20 protein-coding genes and 4 pseudogenes are annotated in these 18091 nt (G+C 36.5%); 20 read left to right on the top strand and 4 right to left on the bottom strand.

What is annotated here, in order from left to right; all coding sequences use genetic code 11:
* Window positions 1-58 precede the first annotated feature (58 nt).
* Window positions 59-1381 carry a branched-chain amino acid transport system II carrier protein gene (gene brnQ / locus AC07VD_RS10985; RefSeq protein ID WP_024571815.1) on the top strand — a complete coding sequence of 441 codons (1323 nt, stop codon included), beginning with the start codon at window positions 59-61 and terminating at the stop codon, window positions 1379-1381.
* 194 nt (window positions 1382-1575) lie between these two features.
* Complete coding sequence (locus AC07VD_RS10980) at window positions 1576-1890, top strand: molybdopterin-binding protein (RefSeq protein WP_024571816.1); 315 nt, start codon at window positions 1576-1578, stop codon at window positions 1888-1890.
* A gap of 158 nt (window positions 1891-2048) precedes the next feature.
* On the opposite strand, the gene gltR is transcribed toward AC07VD_RS10980, so the two are convergent.
* A complete protein-coding gene (gltR, locus tag AC07VD_RS10975) occupies window positions 2049-2939 on the bottom strand; it encodes a glutamate biosynthesis transcriptional regulator GltR (RefSeq protein WP_042976658.1) in 891 nt (296 codons plus the stop codon).
* A 363-nt stretch (window positions 2940-3302) separates the two neighbouring features.
* Between gltR and AC07VD_RS10970 the strand changes: the two genes are divergently transcribed.
* From AC07VD_RS10970 to AC07VD_RS10960, 3 genes are all read left to right on the top strand, one after another.
* On the top strand, window positions 3303-3692 hold the full coding sequence (locus AC07VD_RS10970; protein ID WP_024572236.1) for a tautomerase family protein: 390 nt from the start codon (window positions 3303-3305) through the stop codon (window positions 3690-3692).
* Between the two features lie 283 nt (window positions 3693-3975).
* Complete coding sequence (gene czcD, locus AC07VD_RS10965; protein WP_130572608.1) at window positions 3976-4911, top strand: CDF family zinc transporter CzcD; 936 nt, start codon at window positions 3976-3978, stop codon at window positions 4909-4911.
* A gap of 87 nt (window positions 4912-4998) precedes the next feature.
* Window positions 4999-6036 (top strand): flavin-containing monooxygenase, encoded by a 1038-nt coding sequence (locus tag AC07VD_RS10960; RefSeq protein WP_217018186.1) that lies wholly within the window; start codon window positions 4999-5001, stop codon window positions 6034-6036.
* Window positions 6037-6157: 121 nt separating this feature from the next.
* On the opposite strand, the gene czcR is transcribed toward AC07VD_RS10960, so the two are convergent.
* Complete coding sequence (czcR, locus tag AC07VD_RS10955) at window positions 6158-7024, bottom strand: LysR family transcriptional regulator CzcR (protein ID WP_015251625.1); 867 nt, start codon at window positions 7022-7024, stop codon at window positions 6158-6160.
* Window positions 7025-7149: 125 nt separating this feature from the next.
* Here czcR and AC07VD_RS10950 point away from each other — a divergent pair, with 125 nt between their 5' ends.
* From AC07VD_RS10950 to AC07VD_RS10940, 3 genes are all read left to right on the top strand, one after another.
* Window positions 7150-8115, top strand: coding sequence for a DMT family transporter (locus tag AC07VD_RS10950; RefSeq protein WP_212130109.1), 966 nt, complete (start codon window positions 7150-7152; stop codon window positions 8113-8115).
* Window positions 8116-8132: 17 nt separating this feature from the next.
* Window positions 8133-8276 carry a YrzO family protein gene (locus tag AC07VD_RS10945; protein WP_014477437.1) on the top strand — a complete coding sequence of 48 codons (144 nt, stop codon included), beginning with the start codon at window positions 8133-8135 and terminating at the stop codon, window positions 8274-8276.
* A gap of 289 nt (window positions 8277-8565) precedes the next feature.
* Window positions 8566-9870 carry a hemolysin family protein gene (locus AC07VD_RS10940; protein ID WP_217003065.1) on the top strand — a complete coding sequence of 435 codons (1305 nt, stop codon included), beginning with the start codon at window positions 8566-8568 and terminating at the stop codon, window positions 9868-9870.
* Between the two features lie 156 nt (window positions 9871-10026).
* Here the strand turns inward: AC07VD_RS10940 and bltD are convergent, their stop codons facing one another.
* Both bltD and blt read right to left on the bottom strand, forming a co-directional pair.
* Complete coding sequence (gene bltD / locus AC07VD_RS10935) at window positions 10027-10485, bottom strand: spermine/spermidine acetyltransferase (RefSeq protein WP_024572230.1); 459 nt, start codon at window positions 10483-10485, stop codon at window positions 10027-10029.
* Window positions 10486-10653: 168 nt separating this feature from the next.
* Entirely contained in the window at window positions 10654-11856 is a 1203-nt protein-coding gene (blt, locus tag AC07VD_RS10930; RefSeq protein ID WP_217018191.1) for a multidrug efflux MFS transporter Blt, read from the bottom strand.
* Between the two features lie 119 nt (window positions 11857-11975).
* Between blt and bltR the strand changes: the two genes are divergently transcribed.
* From bltR to AC07VD_RS10870, 12 genes and pseudogenes are all read left to right on the top strand, one after another.
* Complete coding sequence (gene bltR / locus AC07VD_RS10925; protein ID WP_024572228.1) at window positions 11976-12797, top strand: multidrug efflux transcriptional regulator BltR; 822 nt, start codon at window positions 11976-11978, stop codon at window positions 12795-12797.
* 43 nt (window positions 12798-12840) lie between these two features.
* Window positions 12841-12954 (top strand): annotated as a pseudogene (locus AC07VD_RS10920) (N-acetylmuramoyl-L-alanine amidase); the annotation flags it as partial.
* Window positions 12932-13078, top strand: a complete 147-nt coding sequence (locus AC07VD_RS10915; RefSeq protein ID WP_494721804.1) for a hypothetical protein — start codon at window positions 12932-12934, stop codon at window positions 13076-13078. The pseudogene AC07VD_RS10920 and the gene AC07VD_RS10915, both read left to right, overlap by 23 nt.
* 222 nt (window positions 13079-13300) lie before the next feature.
* Window positions 13301-13861: a cupin domain-containing protein gene (locus AC07VD_RS10910; protein WP_494721794.1), complete on the top strand. Its 561-nt coding sequence runs from the start codon at window positions 13301-13303 to the stop codon at window positions 13859-13861.
* A 395-nt stretch (window positions 13862-14256) separates the two neighbouring features.
* Entirely contained in the window at window positions 14257-14592 is a 336-nt protein-coding gene (locus AC07VD_RS10905) for a sulfurtransferase (protein ID WP_124058699.1), read from the top strand.
* Between the two features lie 3 nt (window positions 14593-14595).
* On the top strand, window positions 14596-14856 hold the full coding sequence (locus AC07VD_RS10900; protein WP_003237170.1) for a metal-sensitive transcriptional regulator: 261 nt from the start codon (window positions 14596-14598) through the stop codon (window positions 14854-14856).
* A 134-nt stretch (window positions 14857-14990) separates the two neighbouring features.
* Complete coding sequence (locus AC07VD_RS10895; protein ID WP_024572226.1) at window positions 14991-15473, top strand: DsrE/DsrF/DrsH-like family protein; 483 nt, start codon at window positions 14991-14993, stop codon at window positions 15471-15473.
* 15 nt (window positions 15474-15488) lie between these two features.
* A pseudogene (locus AC07VD_RS10890) lies at window positions 15489-15584 on the top strand (rhodanese-like domain-containing protein); the annotation flags it as partial.
* Between the two features lie 65 nt (window positions 15585-15649).
* Window positions 15650-16207 carry a sulfurtransferase TusA family protein gene (locus AC07VD_RS10885; protein WP_086344105.1) on the top strand — a complete coding sequence of 186 codons (558 nt, stop codon included), beginning with the start codon at window positions 15650-15652 and terminating at the stop codon, window positions 16205-16207.
* 20 nt (window positions 16208-16227) lie between these two features.
* Window positions 16228-16609, top strand: a pseudogene (locus tag AC07VD_RS10880) (DsrE/DsrF/DrsH-like family protein).
* Window positions 16610-16638: 29 nt separating this feature from the next.
* Window positions 16639-17773 (top strand): annotated as a pseudogene (locus AC07VD_RS10875) (MBL fold metallo-hydrolase).
* Window positions 17774-17806: 33 nt separating this feature from the next.
* Window positions 17807-18034 (top strand): sulfurtransferase TusA family protein, encoded by a 228-nt coding sequence (locus AC07VD_RS10870; protein ID WP_012116896.1) that lies wholly within the window; start codon window positions 17807-17809, stop codon window positions 18032-18034.
* Window positions 18035-18091: the final 57 nt, after the last annotated feature.

Genomic DNA, 18091 nt, shown 5'->3' with positions numbered 1-18091 from the left:
GCATCTGTAATGTTTCCTGGCTATTCAAGAAGTGTCTACTTTAATCGGAGGATATATAATGTCAAAAAAAGTGTCTGCTTCCTATATCATCATTATAGGATTAATGCTATTTGCATTGTTTTTTGGAGCAGGAAATCTCATTTTTCCGCCTATGCTTGGTCAATTGGCCGGGAAAAATGTATGGGTCGCTAATGCAGGTTTCTTAGTGACCGGAGTTGGATTGCCATTACTGGCTATAACAGCATTTGTTTTTTCGGGTAAACAAAACTTACAGTCGTTAGCCAGCCGTGTTCACCCGGTGTTTGGCATTGTATTTACGACGATTCTCTATTTGGCAATCGGGCCTTTTTTCGCTATCCCGAGATCAGGAAACGTATCGTTTGAAATTGGAGTAAAACCTTTTTTATCAAATGATGCAAGCCCTGTCTCATTGATCATATTTACAATATTGTTTTTCGCATTGGCATGCTTGTTATCACTCAATCCTACAAAAATCATTGATATAGTTGGTAAATTTTTGACGCCAATTAAGCTGACATTTATCGGATTGCTTGTAGTGGTAGCTCTTATTCGCCCAATTGGAACCATTCAAGCACCATCAAAAGGGTACACATCACAAGCGTTTTTTAAAGGATTTCAGGAAGGATACCTCACTCTGGATGCCCTTGTAGCATTTGTTTTTGGAATTATCATCGTGAATGCATTGAAAGAACAAGGAGCTTCTACCAAAAAACAGCTGATGGGTGTTTGTGCAAAAGCAGCCGCGATTGCAGCTGTACTCTTAGCAGTTATGTATACAGCCCTTTCCTATATGGGGGCTTCCAGCGTTGAAGAACTGGGGATTTTAGAAAATGGAGCAGAGGTTTTGGCTAAGGTTTCATCCTATTATTTTGGTTCTTATGGTTCAATCTTATTGGGCTTAATGATTACAGTGGCGTGTCTGACGACAAGTGTCGGACTGATCACTGCGTGTTCTTCATTTTTTCATGAATTATTTCCGAACATTTCTTATAAAAAAATTGCTGTCGTTTTATCAGTGTTTAGTACGCTTGTCGCAAATATAGGATTAACCCAGCTCATTAAGGTGTCAATGCCTGTCTTACTGACGATGTATCCTATCGCGATTTCCTTAATATTTTTAACGTTTTTGCATTCTGTATTTAAAGGGAAGACAGAAGTGTATCAAGGCAGTTTATTATTCGCATTCATCATCAGCCTATTTGACGGTTTGAAGGAGGCTGGAATAAAAATTGAAGTTGTGAATCGTATTTTCACTCAGATTCTTCCTATGTATAACATAGGGCTGGGGTGGCTCATTCCAGCTATTGCAGGAGGAATATGCGGCTATATACTGAGTATATTCCGAACAAAAACAAGTTGATCAATCAACAGCAATATCACTCAGATCTGCAGGAAGGACAAAGTGCTTGTTCGCCGGTTGCATTGCTTATTAAATGTGATCAACCAAATTTACAATCATCCTTCCTCCTGCTTCGCCTCTTCGTAAGGTAGGAAGAACATCCGGTAATTGATCAAGGAGTTTACAATCACGAATACTATCCGCCGAATGGACAATTGGTTGAACTTGAAGAGATTGATATTTTCGGTTGGACATGGGCAGAACATCCAATTGTAACAGTTGAAGTATCCACTGATGGAGGAGAGAGTTGGAAAGAAGCTCAAGTTGAAGGTCGTAAGAGTGTTGAGTGGCAGAAATTCTCTTTCCGTTGGCACCCGAAATCTGTAGGTGAATATTTAATAGTTGTGAGAGCGACTGACTCTTTAGGAAATAGTCAGCCTTTAACTTCAAGACGCAACCAAGTGTCTAGGGCAATGATCTTCGTTCAAAATTCTTTGAATGAAGAAAATCTACATCCTAATATCGGCTAGGTTTCACGATTCAGAGTGCGAAATCACGAAGAAAAAGCAAACTACATACCGAAGTTTGCTTTTTTTGCTCTATACAAACAATGAGATGCGCCTATATTTTTATATCAGACAACTGATCAGGGGTATGTTGAGGCGAAGCCTGCCTTCCATCCATTTATTTACGATTGATCTGGCCTCTTTACCTGAAAATGATCCCTCATATGCGTTAAAAAAGCAGATAAAGCAGGGGTAATTAAAGTGTCTTTCCGCCTTATAAACATGGTTGATACGAAAGAATATTTGTCAGAGATAGTGTGGCTGCGGATGCGGCCTTCTTTTTCATGCGAAGCAATGATTGAACGAGGCAGCAGTGAAATCCCCAAGCCGGCGCTTACACAGCCAATGATCGCTTCAAGTATGCCAAATTCCATTAATTTTATAGGTAATAAACCTTCTTCTTGCAGGATATGATTGAGCTTTGCTCTGTAAGAGCATCCTTCACGGAATACAAGCATTGTTTGTGTTTGAACATCCTGAATGGAAGAAATCACAGGGTGTGAAGCGCTTGTAACAAGAACCATCTCTTCATCCAATACCTTTTCTTGAACTAAATCAGGGTGTTCAATAGGCCCTGAAATAAAAGCGCCGTTTAACTCATAATGTAAAACTGCTTGTATTTGTTGTTCCGTAGGGCCGGTTACTAGGTTCAAATCAACATTTGGATAGAGGTTATTATAATGTGCAAGGAGTTGAGGAAGCCAAACTGCAGCTGTTGTTTCCATTGATCCTATACGCAGTGGCCCAGAAGGCGCTGATGATTCGCCCATGGCTGCTCTAGCTTCTTCAATAGTATGTAGAATTTTCTCTGAGTAAGAAACAAGAATTTGCCCTGGGGGAGTAAGTGTGATTCCTCGACTATGGCGATAGAATAATTTTGTCTGTAAATCGTTTTCTAGTTGTTGTATCTTATTCGTTACATTCGATTGTGCATAATTTAAAGTCTGAGCAGCCTTGGAAATACTGCCTTCACGAGCAGTAGTGAGAAAAACCTGTAACAACTGAATATTCATGTAGTCCTCCATAGTTGATATCTGATTTTGAGATGTCATCCATCTTAATTTTGAATTATATATGATAGCAGAGTTTCATGTAAACTAAAGATTAGAAGAATAAATGATTTCTAGAGTAAGTGATAAGGCTATTTCAAAAAATGGTTAATTACTCGAATCTGATTCTGTATATTGCCTATGGAAATACACATCATAACATAGGCTTGACTAACAACAGAATGAAGGGGTTATTGGGGAAATTATTTTATTCTAATGTAGTAAGAATAAAAATAAGCACATTATGTAGCAGCTGTTTGGAAATAGCTGACACCTAATGAATGAAATTAAAAAGACTGTTGATTTGTAGTAGAAGGAGGAAATTTTATGCCATTACTTCGTTTTGACTTAATAGAAGGGCGAGATCAATCAAGTTTGAAAAAACTTTTAGATGTCGCTCACAATGTTGTAGTAGAGGCTTTTGATGTGCCTCAACAAGACCGTTATCAAATTGTTCATGAACATCCAGAAAATCATATGATTATTGAGGATACTGGGTTAGGATTTAACCGAACTAAAAATCTTGTTGTTCTTTCAGTTACAAGTAAATCCCGACCGGCAGAGAAGAAACAAAAATTTTACAGGCTGTTAGCCGAAAGACTGGAATCTGAGTGTGGTATCGCATCAACTGATTTAATTGTATCTATTGTTGAAAATGATAATGCTGACTGGAGTTTTGGACTTGGTGAGGCCCAATTTTTAACAGGTAAATTGTAGTTGCATACTACCCTCAAATGCTTGAGTGAAGAAAAGGAAAAGGATAGAGAAACTAGGTTAGCGGAGCAAACCATGGGTTTGCTCCGCTTTTTAGAGAATAATTAAGGAGGTATTGTAGATTTCCATAAAAAATATTTTGACATTTCAGTAAAGAACAGATATATTTATATATGAGCACATGATCATATATAAATATTATTACATCATGTTGGAATGCTTCATAACAGATTTGAAATAATAAATACATATGTATCAATAAACTTTGGGTAAGGAGGAGTTTTTTATGGGTCACAATCATAATGAAGGAGCAAATAAAAAGGTTTTATTGATCTCTTTTATCATGATTACAGTTTATATGATAATAGAAGCTATAGGTGGATTTTTAACAAATAGCCTGGCGCTTTTATCTGATGCAGGCCATATGCTGAGTGATTCAATTTCATTAATGGTTGCCCTGATTGCTTTTACATTAGCTGAAAAAAAGGCAAATCACAATAAGACATTCGGCTATAAACGATTTGAGATTCTTGCAGCTGTGATAAACGGTGCTGCCTTAATTCTTATTTCTCTTTATATCATTTATGAAGCAATCGAACGCTTCTCTCATCCACCAGAAGTAGCAACAACCGGCATGCTTACAATTAGTATCATCGGGTTAGTTGTGAATCTATTGGTCGCTTGGATTATGATGAGTGGCGGAGATACGAAGAATAATCTGAATATAAGAGGAGCTTATTTACATGTAATAAGCGATATGCTCGGCTCTGTAGGTGCCATTTTAGCTGCCATACTTATCATCTTCTTTGGATGGGGCTGGGCAGACCCATTGGCTAGTATCATTGTGGCTATTCTTGTTCTAAGAAGCGGTTACAATGTGACTAAAGATTCCATTCACATCTTAATGGAAGGAACTCCAGAAAATATCGATGTCTATGATATCATTCGTACAATTGAAGGGACAGAGGGAATTCAAAACATTCATGATTTACACATATGGTCTATCACAAGCGGATTGAATGCTCTTTCTTGCCACGCAGTTGTTGACGGTCAACTGACCATTTCAGAAAGTGAAAATATTTTACGCAAAATTGAACATGAACTTGAGCATAAAGGCATTACGCACGTAACCATTCAAATGGAAACCGAAGCGCATAATCACGACAATGCGATCCTTTGTCAGGCCAAAATTGAGAAGCCGCGTGACCACCATCACCATTAAATTTTTTATCTAACTTTATAGTGAGGAGATCAACTAGCATTTTGCAGATTCTGTCTACTGACAATTTGAAATTGGCGGGGTGATAATGTGTACGACACTATAGTAATCGGGGCTGGTCAAGCAGGGATCTCGATAGGATATTATCTTAAGCAGTCCGATCAAAAGTTTATTATTTTGGATAAAAGTCATGAGGTGGGGGAGAGCTGGAAAGATCGGTATGACTCATTAGTTTTATTTACTTCTCGAATGTATAGCTCTTTGCCTGGAATGCATCTTGAAGGAGAAAAACATGGATTTCCTTCAAAAAATGAAATTGTTGCTTATCTAAAGAAATATGTTAAAAAATTTGAAATTCCAATCCAATTACGGACAGAAGTAATAAGTGTCCTAAAAATAAAGAATCATTTCTTAATAAAAACAAATCGGGAAGAATATCAAACGAAGAATCTTGTCATTGCTACAGGTCCTTTTCATACCCCTAATTTTCCATCAATATCAAAGGATTTAGCTGATAATATTAATCAACTACACTCATCACAATATAAGAATTCAAAACAATTGGTACATGGAAATGTACTAGTAGTTGGTGGTGGGAATAGTGGTGCTCAGATAGCTGTTGAATTATCCAAAGAAAGAGTTACATATTTAGCTTGTAGTAATAAACTTGTTTATTTCCCTTTAATGATCGGAAAAAGAAGCATCTTTTGGTGGTTTGATAAACTAGGAGTTTTACATGCAAGTCATACATCAATAGTAGGCAAATTCATTCAAAAGAAAGGTGATCCAGTATTTGGGCATGAATTAAAACATGCAATAAAACAGAAAAAGATCATCTTAAAAAAAAGAGTCATTGCCGCAAAGCAAAATGAAATCATTTTTAAAGATTCATCTACATTAGAAGTAAACAATATTATTTGGGCTACTGGTTTCAGGAATCCCTTATGTTGGATAAATATAAAAGGTGTTTTGGATCAAGAAGGTCGAATCATACATCATAGAGGTGTTTCACCTGTAGAAGGATTGTACTTTATAGGTTTGCCTTGGCAGCATAAGCGAGGTTCAGCGTTGCTTCAAGGCGTAGGAAATGATGCTGAATACATTGTAAAACAAATGAACGGTGAATAAACGAAGCAGAGCAGTAACTCACATGTTTACTGCTCTATTTTATTGTGAATAAGGGTAGCGAAGTGGAGATGAGCCTTCTCTTTTATTTAAGAAGTTAGAATATAGAAAGAGAAAAATCACTTTAAGCCATACTCATATTTTTATGTTCAACAATGGTCTTAAGGAGGCTGCGCATTGAATTTGTCAGGTACGCATCTTTATGGCGTATAAAGATTGTTGAGATACAGCTATCTTTCTCAGGCAATGGGTGGCAATAAACCTTACCTTGTGCAGCTAGATGCATAACAGCAGATTCCGGTACCACTGTTATACCGAGTCCAAGTGCAACACTATTTAAGATTGTCTCTAGGATGTTAAATTCCATCATTCTGTTTGGGAGCACACCTTCATCTTTGAGCCATTGTTCAAGCCTAGACCGATACCCGCACCCCTGGTTAAAAACAAGAATCGGAGTCGTTGAAAAATCCTCTATATTAAACGTTTTGTTACTGGTTACAAGAGTAAGTTTTTCAGTATAAACATCATATTGTTCCAGAATAGAATGTTTCAAAGGGCCTGAAATAAAAGCTCCGTCTAATTCGTGATTCATGACCTTTTTAATAAGTTCCTCTGTTAGACCAGCCTGCAATGATAAATCCACATTAGGATACTTTTTATAATAGGAAGCTATGATGGTCGGCAGTATCCTCACTGTTTCCACTGTACCGATTTTTAATATTCCAGATGGTATATCAGTATCTAGAAAGACTTGCTCCAGTTCTTCAACATCTTTCAAAATTTTGTTAACGTATTCAATCATTTTTCGGCCCTCTGGGCTTAGTGAAACCCCTTTTTTATGGCGATTGAAAAGAGGTGTTTTGAGCTCATTTTCTAATTGCTTAATCCGCGCAGTTACATTAGATTGTACATAATTTAACTCTTTTGCAGCACCGGTAATACTCTTGTGATGGGCTACGCATTTGAAAATTTGTAAGTCTCGCAGTTCCATGAAGATCCCTCCTTCATTAAAGTATCATTATCAATGATGTTTTTCATCACTTTTGTTCATTTTACTTGATGCTTACTTCTTTTTATAATTCTCATTGTAATTTTAAAGAAAAGGAGGGGAATTCAATGAAAAAAGGTCAATTATTCATTGGTGCCCTTACATGTTTAGTAGCAAGTATGTCTTGGGGCGCGATGTTTCCAGTTGCAGATCATGCATTAGAATTTGTTGATCCGTTTTATTTTTCATTTATTCGCTACGGTGTGGTAACGATTATGTTAGTGATTTTATTATTGGTGAGAGAAGGAAAGAAATCATTTCATTTAGAGGGTAAAGCAAGATGGATCATTTTATTTGGGGTGATGGCGTTTACTATATACAATGTTCTTATTTTTTTAGGTCAAAGGTTGATGGGGAAGTCTGGAATTATGACAGCATCCATTGCCGAGGCACTCATGCCAATGCTTTCAATTGTTATTCTATGGGGATATAAACATGTGAAACCTAAAAAATACACAATGATCAGTATATTGATTGCCTTTTTGGGGGCTTCGATGGTCATAACCAAAGGTAATATAAGTTTCTTTTTTTCATTAGGGGATCATCTATTCTCGCTACTCTTTATATTAATTGGTGTTTTAGGATGGGTTGTCTACACAATGGGGGGACAGTTATTCCAAGAGTGGTCCACACTTCGTTATTCAACATTGACATGTTTATTCGGCACAGCTATAACAGGAATCATGACAGCTATACTTACCGCGCAAGGTTACGTGTCGGTACCGAGTATTAAAGTGATTGCAGCAATTAAGTATGATTTTTTATTTATGATTACTTTACCAGGTATCATAGCCCTCCTTGGTTGGAACTATGGCATTAAAATCCTATCATCCATTAATGGGATTTTATTTATTAACTTTGTCCCCATTACTACATTGTTAATCATGGTGATCAAAGGATATAACATAACTGCATTTGATATAGTAGGAACACTGTTTGTCATTATTGGACTCATTTTAAATAACATATATCAGCGTAAGGAAGATTATAAGCAGGTATTACAAAAAGAAAAAACAAATTTGACTATCAGTTAGACGGTGGGGGATTTAAAATGTTTGAAGGTTTATTGTTTTTCATTTCAGCTGGAATTGTCTGTGAACTTGCTGCAATTAATAGAAATGGCCGCAAAAATATAAAGCAACAGGCGGAATTGATTCAAATTTTAAAAGAAAACCTTAATAAAGACATTAAATAAATCAAGACGGTTGGATATTATTGAAACACACCAGAAAATTCAGGTGTGTTTTTATTTTGCTTTCTTTTTTAAGCCTTAAAACGCCACTAATCGTTAGTTGAAGACTATGGGAACCACTCTCCATGCGGAAAAAGATGATTATTTACATCATTCAGAGTTGATTTTAGGTTCTTTTGAACTTATAATGTTATATATACTGTTTTTTGTTTATTCAGAAAAAAAGGATGTTATAAAAATAAAAGAAAATATTTACATCGGAGGTGTACGCCTTACTAGGTAAGGCAAATCATTGACAACCATTAACCTTATAATCTTTACTATTTTAATTGTCTTAACAGCATTTTTTGTTGCGACTGAATTTGCGATAGTAAAGATTAGGTCATCAAAAATTGACCAACTCATATTAGAGGGAAAAAAAGGTGCCGTATCAGCCAAAAAGGTCATTACTCATTTGGACGAATATTTGTCAGCTTGTCAATTAGGGATCACGGTTACAGCGTTGGGAATTGGCTGGGTCGGAGAATCGACTTTTGAAGTGATTCTGCACCCCTTATTTGCTCATTTTCATGTAAGTGAAACAGTCTCACATGTATTGATCTTAGTGATTGCTTTTGTGATGGCGACTTTTTTGCACGTTGTAGTTGGAGAGCTTGCTCCTAAAACACTCGCTATCCAAAAAGCGGAAACCATCACTCTTTTGACTGCAAAGCCAATTATTTGGTTTTACCGCATCCTGTTCCCTTTTATATGGTTTTTAAATGGTTCAGCCCGGTTTATAGTAGGACTTTTCGGTTTGAAACCTGCATCAGAACATGAACTTGCTCATTCTGAAGAAGAACTGCGCATCTTACTGTCTGAAAGCTATAAGAGCGGTGAAATCAATAAAAATGAGTTGAAATATGTAAATAATATTTTTGAATTTGATGAAAGAATCGCCAAAGAAATTATGATTCCAAGAAGAGAGATCGTAGCGATTTCTAGTGAGGATTCTTATGAAACTATTGTTAAGACCATTAAGACAGAGAGCTATACAAGGTACCCCGTCCTAAATGGAGATAAAGATTCAATCATTGGTTTTATCAATGCTAAAGAATTCTTGTCAGCTTATATTGACACAGACCAGAAGATAAAAGAGAATTTCAAGTTAGAAAATCATATCAATCCTGTTATCCATGTTATTGAATCCGTTCCAATTCATGATTTATTGGTAAAAATGCAAAAAGAGCGAACACATATCGCTATTCTTGTGGATGAATATGGCGGCACTTCAGGTTTAGTCACTGCTGAAGATATTCTTGAAGAAATTGTTGGGGAAATCAGAGATGAATTTGATAAAGATGAAGTGCCTGATATTAGAAAAGTAAATGATAATCACTATATCTTAAATTCGAAAGTGCTCATTGAGGATGTAAATGATTTATTGGGAACGACGTTAGCAAGTGACGAAGTGGATACAATAGGCGGCTGGTTTATGACTCAACAAATAGACGCTGCAGTTGGGTCCGTTATAGAAGCCGATGGGTATATTTTTAAAGTGCACAAAACAGTTGGCCGGCATATTAATTATTTAGAAATTGTCCGGAAAAAAGAATAACATCTGGATAAAACACATGAGATTTTGACTAATAAGATGCTTAAAGCCTGAGATGAAATTTTCATCCAGGCTTTTTTAAACAATGATCTTGCAGTTTAAGTAGGTAATCATTATCGAAGTTAAAACGTTACTCAGCAAACAAGGAGGCTTGGATATCTATAGCTCTTTTACCATTACCTTCTCACCATTAAAGTCGAGTTCACCATTAAATCGAAAACCAAACCTTTGATAAAGGCGTATAGCATGAATATTATTTTCAAATATACTTAAATAAATTCTCCTACATTTATATAGCTCAGCAAGGTGCTGAATGAGGGCTTTAAGCATTTTCTTCCCTAATCCTTTTCCCTGATAGCGTTCGTCAATAAAAAATCGGTCAAGCCAGACTCGTCCGTTTTTATTATCTTCATCATACTCGGGAAACAATCCATACATTGCAAAACCGACTAGATCTCCTTCATAGTAAAGCCCGACAGGTTTATAATAGTGACATTCTTTTGCATCTTCTAAACATACTTTTGTAGATTCAATATATGATAATTGATTCTGGCTGACATGTAGATCAAGAATTGCAGCACGATTATCATCAGTTACTGCTTTTATTTTTATACTCATACTACATTCTCCTTTTTTCTTATCCCGGTATCCTGATATTGCCAAAACTCAGCTTAAACTATATTCACGTCAAGCAACATGTAGCCTATCATATTAAGTACCTTTTCTTATTGTGCCTAACCAGAGGCATTCCCTGCATCCAAATGACTTGACTTTATAGAGGCTGAATTAATTCAAAGCTGTAGCATCATTCTTTTTTTCTTTCCAAACCATTGTAAGGCCAAGGCCGACAATCATAACGAAACCTGCAAAAAGGAAAGGATAATGAATGTTAAAATCAAATAGTATACCGCCTAGAGCAGGTCCAAATATATTTCCCAGGCTGGTGTATGTGGAGTTCATGCCTGCTACGAAACCCTGCTGGTTACCGGCCATATTGGATAAATGAGCGGTTAAGGCCGGACGTAGCAAATCGAACGCCAGAAAAATAAAACAAGTTACAAGCAAAACAGTTAAAAATCCTGACATAACAGTAGACACGAAAGCCAAGATCGCTCCGGTTATTAAGCATAGCTGAATCATTCTTTTCTCTCCAAGTTTGTTGACCAATTTCCCGAATAGTAAAACTTGAATAACTACCGCAACAATGGAACTAATCGTAATAATGGTTGCAATATCTTTTGGTGTGAAGCCAAATTTATGATCAGAAAACAAGCTGAATACCGTTTCATAAGCTGATAAACCAAAAGCCATTACAAAGACGATAATAAATGCAATGAAATAGACAGGATGAATGGATCTCTTCAAGTCTTTAATGAAATTTGATTCCTTTGTATGAGATGAGAGTTGATGGCGTTCTTCTATTGACAATGACTCTTTTAGTATAAAAACGGAAGTGACAGCTGCTATTAATGCGATGGCGGAGGCGAAGAAAAACGGCATGCGGATACCAAAGCCGGCAATAAATCCTCCCGCACCAGGTCCAATAATAAAGCCGGTGCTAATTGCAGCAGAAACATACCCCATAGCCTTTGACCTTTCCTTTAGGGTTGTAATATCAGCTACATATGCTGTTACCGCGGGCATGATAAAAGCCGCACTTATACCACCCAATATCCTCGAGAAATAAAATATTGAAACATGGGTCCCTAATCCGAAAATCAACTCAGATAAACTGAATATAAGCAGCCCGAGAATAATCATTTTTTTTCTCCCGAAACGGTCAACCCACCTACCTGCAAAAGGTGAAGTAATTAACTGAGAAATGGCAAAAGCCGCAACAAGATAACCCATTGTGCTGCCAGATAAATGCATGATTTTCATAAAAGAAGGCATAACTGGAATGATTAAACCGATACCAAGAAATGCTACGAAGATGTTGCTTAATAGTATAATGAATATCGTTTTTTGCTCATTTATTGATTTTTTCATTTAAATTCCCCTTTACTAAATTGAAGCCCTTTTTACTATCCCTTTCTTTGTAGAATGAAGCTCTTTTCAAGTACAATAATCATAAGGTATATGGTTACCGTATAGTCAAGGAGGTTTTTATGAGCGAAGATGTTAAGAAGTATTTCACAACAGGGGAGTTTTCGAAGCTCTGCCGTGTAAAAAAACAAACCTTATTTCATTATGATGAGATTGGTCTTTTCTCGCCGGAAATAAAAAAAGAAAATGGGTATAGATATTATTCCTATCATCAATTTGAGATTTTTCAAGTCATCAGCTTATTTAAAGAGCTTGGGGTTCCATTAAAAGAAATAAAGTGTTTAATAAAAGGAAAAACACCAGACAAGATTCTGCATGTTCTAAAAGAAAAGTCTATTGAGATTGATAAAAAAATAAATGAGCTTAAGCAGTTGCAAACGATCTTACAAACAAAAGTGGCGCTTACTGAACAAGCACTTGAGACTGATTTTTCCTCAATTTCTTTTGAATATTTAAATGAAGAAACATTCATGTTAAGCCGAAAAACATTAAACTTACCGGAACGAAAATATGTGGCAGCCATTTCAGAACTCATTCATGAAGTTCAGCAAAATGAATTAGATGAAGGATATCCGATAGGCGGAATCTTTGCACGGGAACAAATCTTAGAAAAAGACTTCTACAATTACAGTTACTTTTATATAAAAGTAAAAGATGGGGGAGAGAACATAAATTATCATGTACGGCCAAAAGGCCTGTATGCAGTTGGATATGAAATAGGCGGAAATACTGAAGAGGCGTACCGGAGAATCATTGAGTTCATTGAAAAGAATGGAATGCAAATAGGGGAAAATGCATATGAGGAATATATGCTGGATGAGATGGTAGTTGACGGGTATGAAAATACATATGCAAAAATCCTCCTTCAAGTTAAAGAGGTGTAAGATTATCAAAAGAATATAAACTGGTTTACTAAAAGCGAGCCCACATACAGGTGACGGTACAAACTGCACTGGGAACCGCAAGTCTATCGGCGTTGAAATATGCTATAACGATTCAGGAGGCGCTAAATACTACGCTGCTGAAAAGCTGGCCATCAAGGCGCATCCAAAGAGATAAATCTAAAAGAGCTGGGATAGGGGGGACAAACAACAGAATTCCGTATACTCTGTTGTTGTGCTATGTAAATGTTCAAAAGCAATTTAGGATCGTTGACCTTTGGTAATCCATCATATAAAAATGTCATTCGATGTCTTGTTAACAAAGGCTAGTGAAATTCAACATCCAGAAAACGATTACAAGGTCGGTGATAAATTATTCATCCGTGAATCAAACGGTGATCGAACATTCATTTTTGTGTTTAATATGAGTTTTCTTGATTTAGCACACTCCCTTAATAAATGCATAGGATACTATCACAAAAATTTATAATTGTGGGGATCAAAAAATGTACTATAACCCTTTTTCGCCTCAATGTTATTATTATGTGACTGTACCGATGTATAATGATGGAAGATCTGTTTGTTGGACTATTCCAAATGAGATGGAGAACGTACACAGAGGTGCCGATTTGCGCTCTTCATATGAAGATAGAAATCTTCTTTTAAAGGATTATGGACCAAAACCATTTGTTGTAAATATCAATAGAGCCACAAAACAAAACAATACGTTCCGTACTGCTTTATGGACAGGAAAGCATTTTCAAGTTACTTTGATGAGTCTTGGTATTGGAGAAGACATTGGTTTGGAAATCCATCCTAACGTTGACCAGTTCTTACGGATTGAGCAGGGGCGTGGGGTCGTCAAAATGGGAAAGAGCAAAGATCATTTGAACTTTCAAAGAAATGTTTATGATGATTCTGCCATTGTTGTACCTGCCGGCACTTGGCATAACGTGATTAATACAGGTAATACGCCATTAAAACTTTACTCCATTTATGCTCCTCCTAACCATCCATTTGGTACAGTTCATAAAACCAAAGCAGATGCAGTGGCTGCGGAAGATTAGCATAGTTATTCGCAGAATTCTGAGTAATTGGAGTCACATCCAGCATGAAACATGGGGAACCAGTACCTAAGAATTGTTTTTATGCAAATGAAACCCAATGTAATATCCAAGCAGTCTTGTGCTAATTTTAAAAGTAATTGATAAAATAAAGTCGATTTAAAATAAAATCGGCTTATTTCTTTATTCAAGTTACTTTTAGCAGAATTGGCATTATCGAAATGTAAGTATTTTTTCAATCCGCGGATATTGAAATGAATCTATCAGCTCAAAGAAAGTGACTTTCACACTTGACTATATACCTATGGGGGTATATTATAGTTTTGTGAATAACAAAGAGTTAATAAGGTGGTGTAAGTAGTATCAATTATTTAGTTATTGCATTCCTGCTTATTTTTGTGATTATCATTGCAACGTATAGACGTTATTATCCTATAACCGGAATCTCTTGTATCCATAAAGATAAATTAAAGGCTATAGACATGACAATATTAGATATTCGCCATTATAACGATGTACCCAATTTTTCGGATAATATTATTTTAAACATCCCATATGCGTATCTAAAACGTTTTTATTTAGAGATTCCACGTGATAAAATACACATAATAGCTCGTGATCGGGTGGAATTAAATTTAGGAGTGCGTTTTCTAAAGCGCAAAGGTATCCATGTAAACAGTTATGAACTGGCAGCATGTAAATGTAAAAATAAATTTAAGAAAGGATTTCATTGATATATGGAGTATGATCAAAAGATTAAAAACCGTTTACGACGGATAGAAGGACAAATTAAAGGTGTATTGACTATGATGGAACAAGGAAAAGATTGTAGAGAGGTTGTGACCCAATTAGCAGCTTCCCGTAATGCTATCGATCGAGCGATGGGTTTAATTGTGAGCACAAACCTTGAACATTGTGTTCGTGAAAGTTTAGAAAAAGGCGAAGACACACAAAATTTAGTAAAAGAAGCAGTCGACTTATTGGTAAAGAGCCGATAAAAATTCATCAACCTAAGGTTGACGAATTTTTATATGCGTTATATTATACCCCTACCGGTATTTAAAGAGTTGAATAATAGAAAAATTTTTTGACTTCAATATACCCATGGGGGTAATTAGTTAGGAGAATCAACATGACAGAACAAACAAAACGCACAACAATTGTTTTATTTAGCGGGGATTATGATAAAGCAATGGCAGCCTATATTATTGCAAATGGTGCAGCTGCCTACGATCATGAAGTGACGATCTTCCATACTTTTTGGGGATTAAACGCTTTACGTAAAGAAGAGCTGATTCCAGTGAAAAAAGGATTTCTTGAAAAAATGTTTGGAAAGATGATGCCTCGTGGTGCTGATAAGATGGGTTTATCTAAAATGAACTTTGCAGGTATGGGCCCTAAAATGATTAAAAATGTGATGAAAAAGCATAATGCACTTACATTACCTCAGTTGATTGAGATGGCTCAAGAACAGGGGGTAAAGCTCGTAGCTTGTACGATGACAATGGATCTTCTTGGTTTACAGGAAAAAGAACTATTAGATGATATCGACTATGCTGGTGTAGCAGCCTATTTGGCAGATGCTGAGGAAGGCAGTGTCAACTTATTTATCTAATGTTACTCATTGCTAAGCGGAATGAGAAGTTTAAAGGCAAGTAAAATATTGAAGAAACAAGGATTTAAAAAGATCACAAATATAAAAGGGGGTATGAATACATGGTATTAACTTCTAGGGAGAAACTTTTTGTATATTTATATACCCCCACCCCTATATGAGAAAAGGAGGAAAAAATGATGAAAGCAAATATTGTACTAGACGCTAAAGGTTTGGCGTGTCCAATGCCTATCGTAAAAACGAAGAAGAGAATGAAGGATTTAAAAGCTGGTGAAGTATTGGAAATTCATGCGACAGATAAAGGTTCTACAGCAGATCTGGAAGCATGGGCAAAAAGTACAGGCCATGAATATCTAGGTACTGAAGCAGAGGGAGAAATACTTCGTCATTTTCTTCGAAAAGGAGGAGAGCATTTATCAGAAAATGCATCTTCAATTCCTGAGATTTCATTAGAAGCTTTCAAACAGAAAGTGGATAGTGGCGAGTCTCTTAACATTTTAGATGTACGAGAGATAGAGGAGTATGAAAAAGCTCATATCCCTGGAGTTGTGCATATCCCTCTTGGTGAAGTGGAAAAGCGCTCTAACGAATTAAACGAAAATGATGAAATTTATATTATCTGCCATTCGGGAAGAAGAAGTGAAATGGCGGCCCGCACTATGAAAAAACAAGGTTTTAAAAAGGTTATTAATGTTGTTCCCGGTATGCGGGATTGGACAGGTAAAACAGAATAAATAAAAAGGATGATGAACAGATAAGTACAAGAGTAGCGATTATTGCGGCAAATGGTGGCCTGTTTGACGCTTATAAAGTATTTAATATTGCGACTGCGGCAGCAGCAAGTGATCAAGAAGTATCTATCTTCTTTACATTCGAGGGATTAACCTGATCCATAAGCATTCCCATCAACATTTAGAAATGCCGAAAGGAAAAGAACACTTCGCAGAAGGTTGTAAGAAAGCAAATGTGCCTTCTATTCTTAACTGATTGAAATGGGAGTTGCATGAATTGGTTGTCAAATAACGATGGACGTTATGGGTTTAACAAAAGATGATTTTATGGAAGGAATCGAAGTAGGCGGGGCTGTTACCTTTTTAGATTTTACTAAAGATGCTGATGTATCCTTAACATTTTAGTCCCGCTAAAAGATTCGATATAGGAGGTATTGAAACATGACCGTAAAGGCAATGACCCCAAAAGAAGTGACAAAAAAAATCTTTAACAAAGAACCTTTATTTATTTTGGATGTGCGTAATGAAAATGATTTTAACGATTGGAAGATTGAAGGACATGACTTTGACCATTTAAATATACCGTATTTCGATCTTTTAGATGGCGTAGAAGATATCTTGGAGAAAATTCCTTCTGATAAAGAAGTGCTGGTCGTTTGTGCAAAAGAAGGTTCATCCGTCATGGTATCCGAAATGCTATCTGAAGCAGGTCATTCTGTATCCTATCTTAAGGGTGGAATGAAAGCATGGAGCGAACATTTAGAGCCGGTAAAAGTCGGGGATTTAAAAGATGGCGGTGAGATGTATCAGTTTGTTCGAATCGGTAAAGGCTGCCTGTCATACATGGTCATTTCCAATGGTGAAGCAGCAATTATTGATGCGACACGTATGGTAGATTTCTTTATGGATTTTGCGAAGGAGAAGAGTGCAACGATTACTCACGTATTTGATACACATCTTCACGCGGACCATATTTCAGGCGGCAGAGTCATTGCTGAAAAAACAAAAGCAACCTACTGGTTACCGCCTAAAGATGCTGAAGAAGTGGTATTCGATTATCAGCCGTTGGAAGAAGGAAACGACATGATCATGGGAAATACAACGATTAAAATTCAACCGATTTATTCTCCGGGGCACACGATTGGGTCCACTTCTTTCATTGTCGATGATCTGTATCTTCTTTCAGGTGATATTTTGTTTATTGATTCAATTGGCAGACCAGACTTAGCCGGTATGGCAGAAGATTGGGTAGGAGATTTAAGAAAAACGCTTTATAGCCGTTACAAAGCGTTATCAAAGGATTTAATTGTATTACCAGCACACTTTATGATCATTGACGAGCTAAATGAGGATGGAAGTGTTGGTAAAAAACTAAGTACATTATTTAGCGAGAACCATGGTTTGAACATTGCGGATGAAACAGAATTTAGACACCTAGTAACAGATCATTTGCCTCCGCAACCAAATGCATACCAAGAGATTCGAGAAACAAACATGGGGAAAATCAGCCCAGATGAAGAAAAACAGCGTGAAATGGAGATTGGTCCAAACCGCTGTGCAATACGGTAACACAAGTTTCTATTAAAAAGAGGAGAGATGAACATGAAATCAGATAAAGTATTAGACGCAAAAGGCCTGGCATGCCCAATGCCAATCGTCAGGACAAAAAAAGCGATGAATGAACTGGAATCAGGTCAAATATTAGAAGTGCATGCAACAGATAAGGGAGCTAAAAGTGATCTTGCAGCTTGGTCTAAATCAGGCGGGCATGACCTTTTAGAGCAAACTGATGAAGGTGATGTATTGAAATTCTGGATTAAAAAAGGCTAATAATGTGAAAGGGTATCGAATAAAAAGATACCCTTTTCCTTTGAAAGGAGGAAACCA

Source organism: Bacillus sp. GW821-FHT01G09, assembly GCF_059422205.1.
This window is presented reverse-complemented; position numbering and strand designations above follow the sequence as displayed.

Coding starts and splice junctions, on each gene's coding strand:
- brnQ (WP_024571815.1), top strand. CDS start 59: ATGTCAAAAAAAGTGTCTGCTTCCTATATCATCATTATAGGATTAATG.
- AC07VD_RS10870 (WP_012116896.1), top strand. CDS start 17,807: ATGAAATCAGATAAAGTATTAGACGCAAAAGGCCTGGCATGCCCAATG.
- blt (WP_217018191.1), bottom strand. CDS start 11,856: ATGAAAAAATCAATAAATGAGCAAAAAACGATATTCATTATACTATTA.
- bltR (WP_024572228.1), top strand. CDS start 11,976: ATGAGCGAAGATGTTAAGAAGTATTTCACAACAGGGGAGTTTTCGAAG.
- AC07VD_RS10970 (WP_024572236.1), top strand. CDS start 3,303: ATGCCATTACTTCGTTTTGACTTAATAGAAGGGCGAGATCAATCAAGT.
- AC07VD_RS10900 (WP_003237170.1), top strand. CDS start 14,596: ATGGAGTATGATCAAAAGATTAAAAACCGTTTACGACGGATAGAAGGA.
- bltD (WP_024572230.1), bottom strand. CDS start 10,485: ATGAGTATAAAAATAAAAGCAGTAACTGATGATAATCGTGCTGCAATT.
- gltR (WP_042976658.1), bottom strand. CDS start 2,939: ATGAATATTCAGTTGTTACAGGTTTTTCTCACTACTGCTCGTGAAGGC.
- AC07VD_RS10950 (WP_212130109.1), top strand. CDS start 7,150: ATGAAAAAAGGTCAATTATTCATTGGTGCCCTTACATGTTTAGTAGCA.
- czcR (WP_015251625.1), bottom strand. CDS start 7,024: ATGGAACTGCGAGACTTACAAATTTTCAAATGCGTAGCCCATCACAAG.
- czcD (WP_130572608.1), top strand. CDS start 3,976: ATGGGTCACAATCATAATGAAGGAGCAAATAAAAAGGTTTTATTGATC.
- AC07VD_RS10895 (WP_024572226.1), top strand. CDS start 14,991: ATGACAGAACAAACAAAACGCACAACAATTGTTTTATTTAGCGGGGAT.
- AC07VD_RS10945 (WP_014477437.1), top strand. CDS start 8,133: ATGTTTGAAGGTTTATTGTTTTTCATTTCAGCTGGAATTGTCTGTGAA.
- AC07VD_RS10910 (WP_494721794.1), top strand. CDS start 13,301: ATGTACTATAACCCTTTTTCGCCTCAATGTTATTATTATGTGACTGTA.
- AC07VD_RS10885 (WP_086344105.1), top strand. CDS start 15,650: ATGATGAAAGCAAATATTGTACTAGACGCTAAAGGTTTGGCGTGTCCA.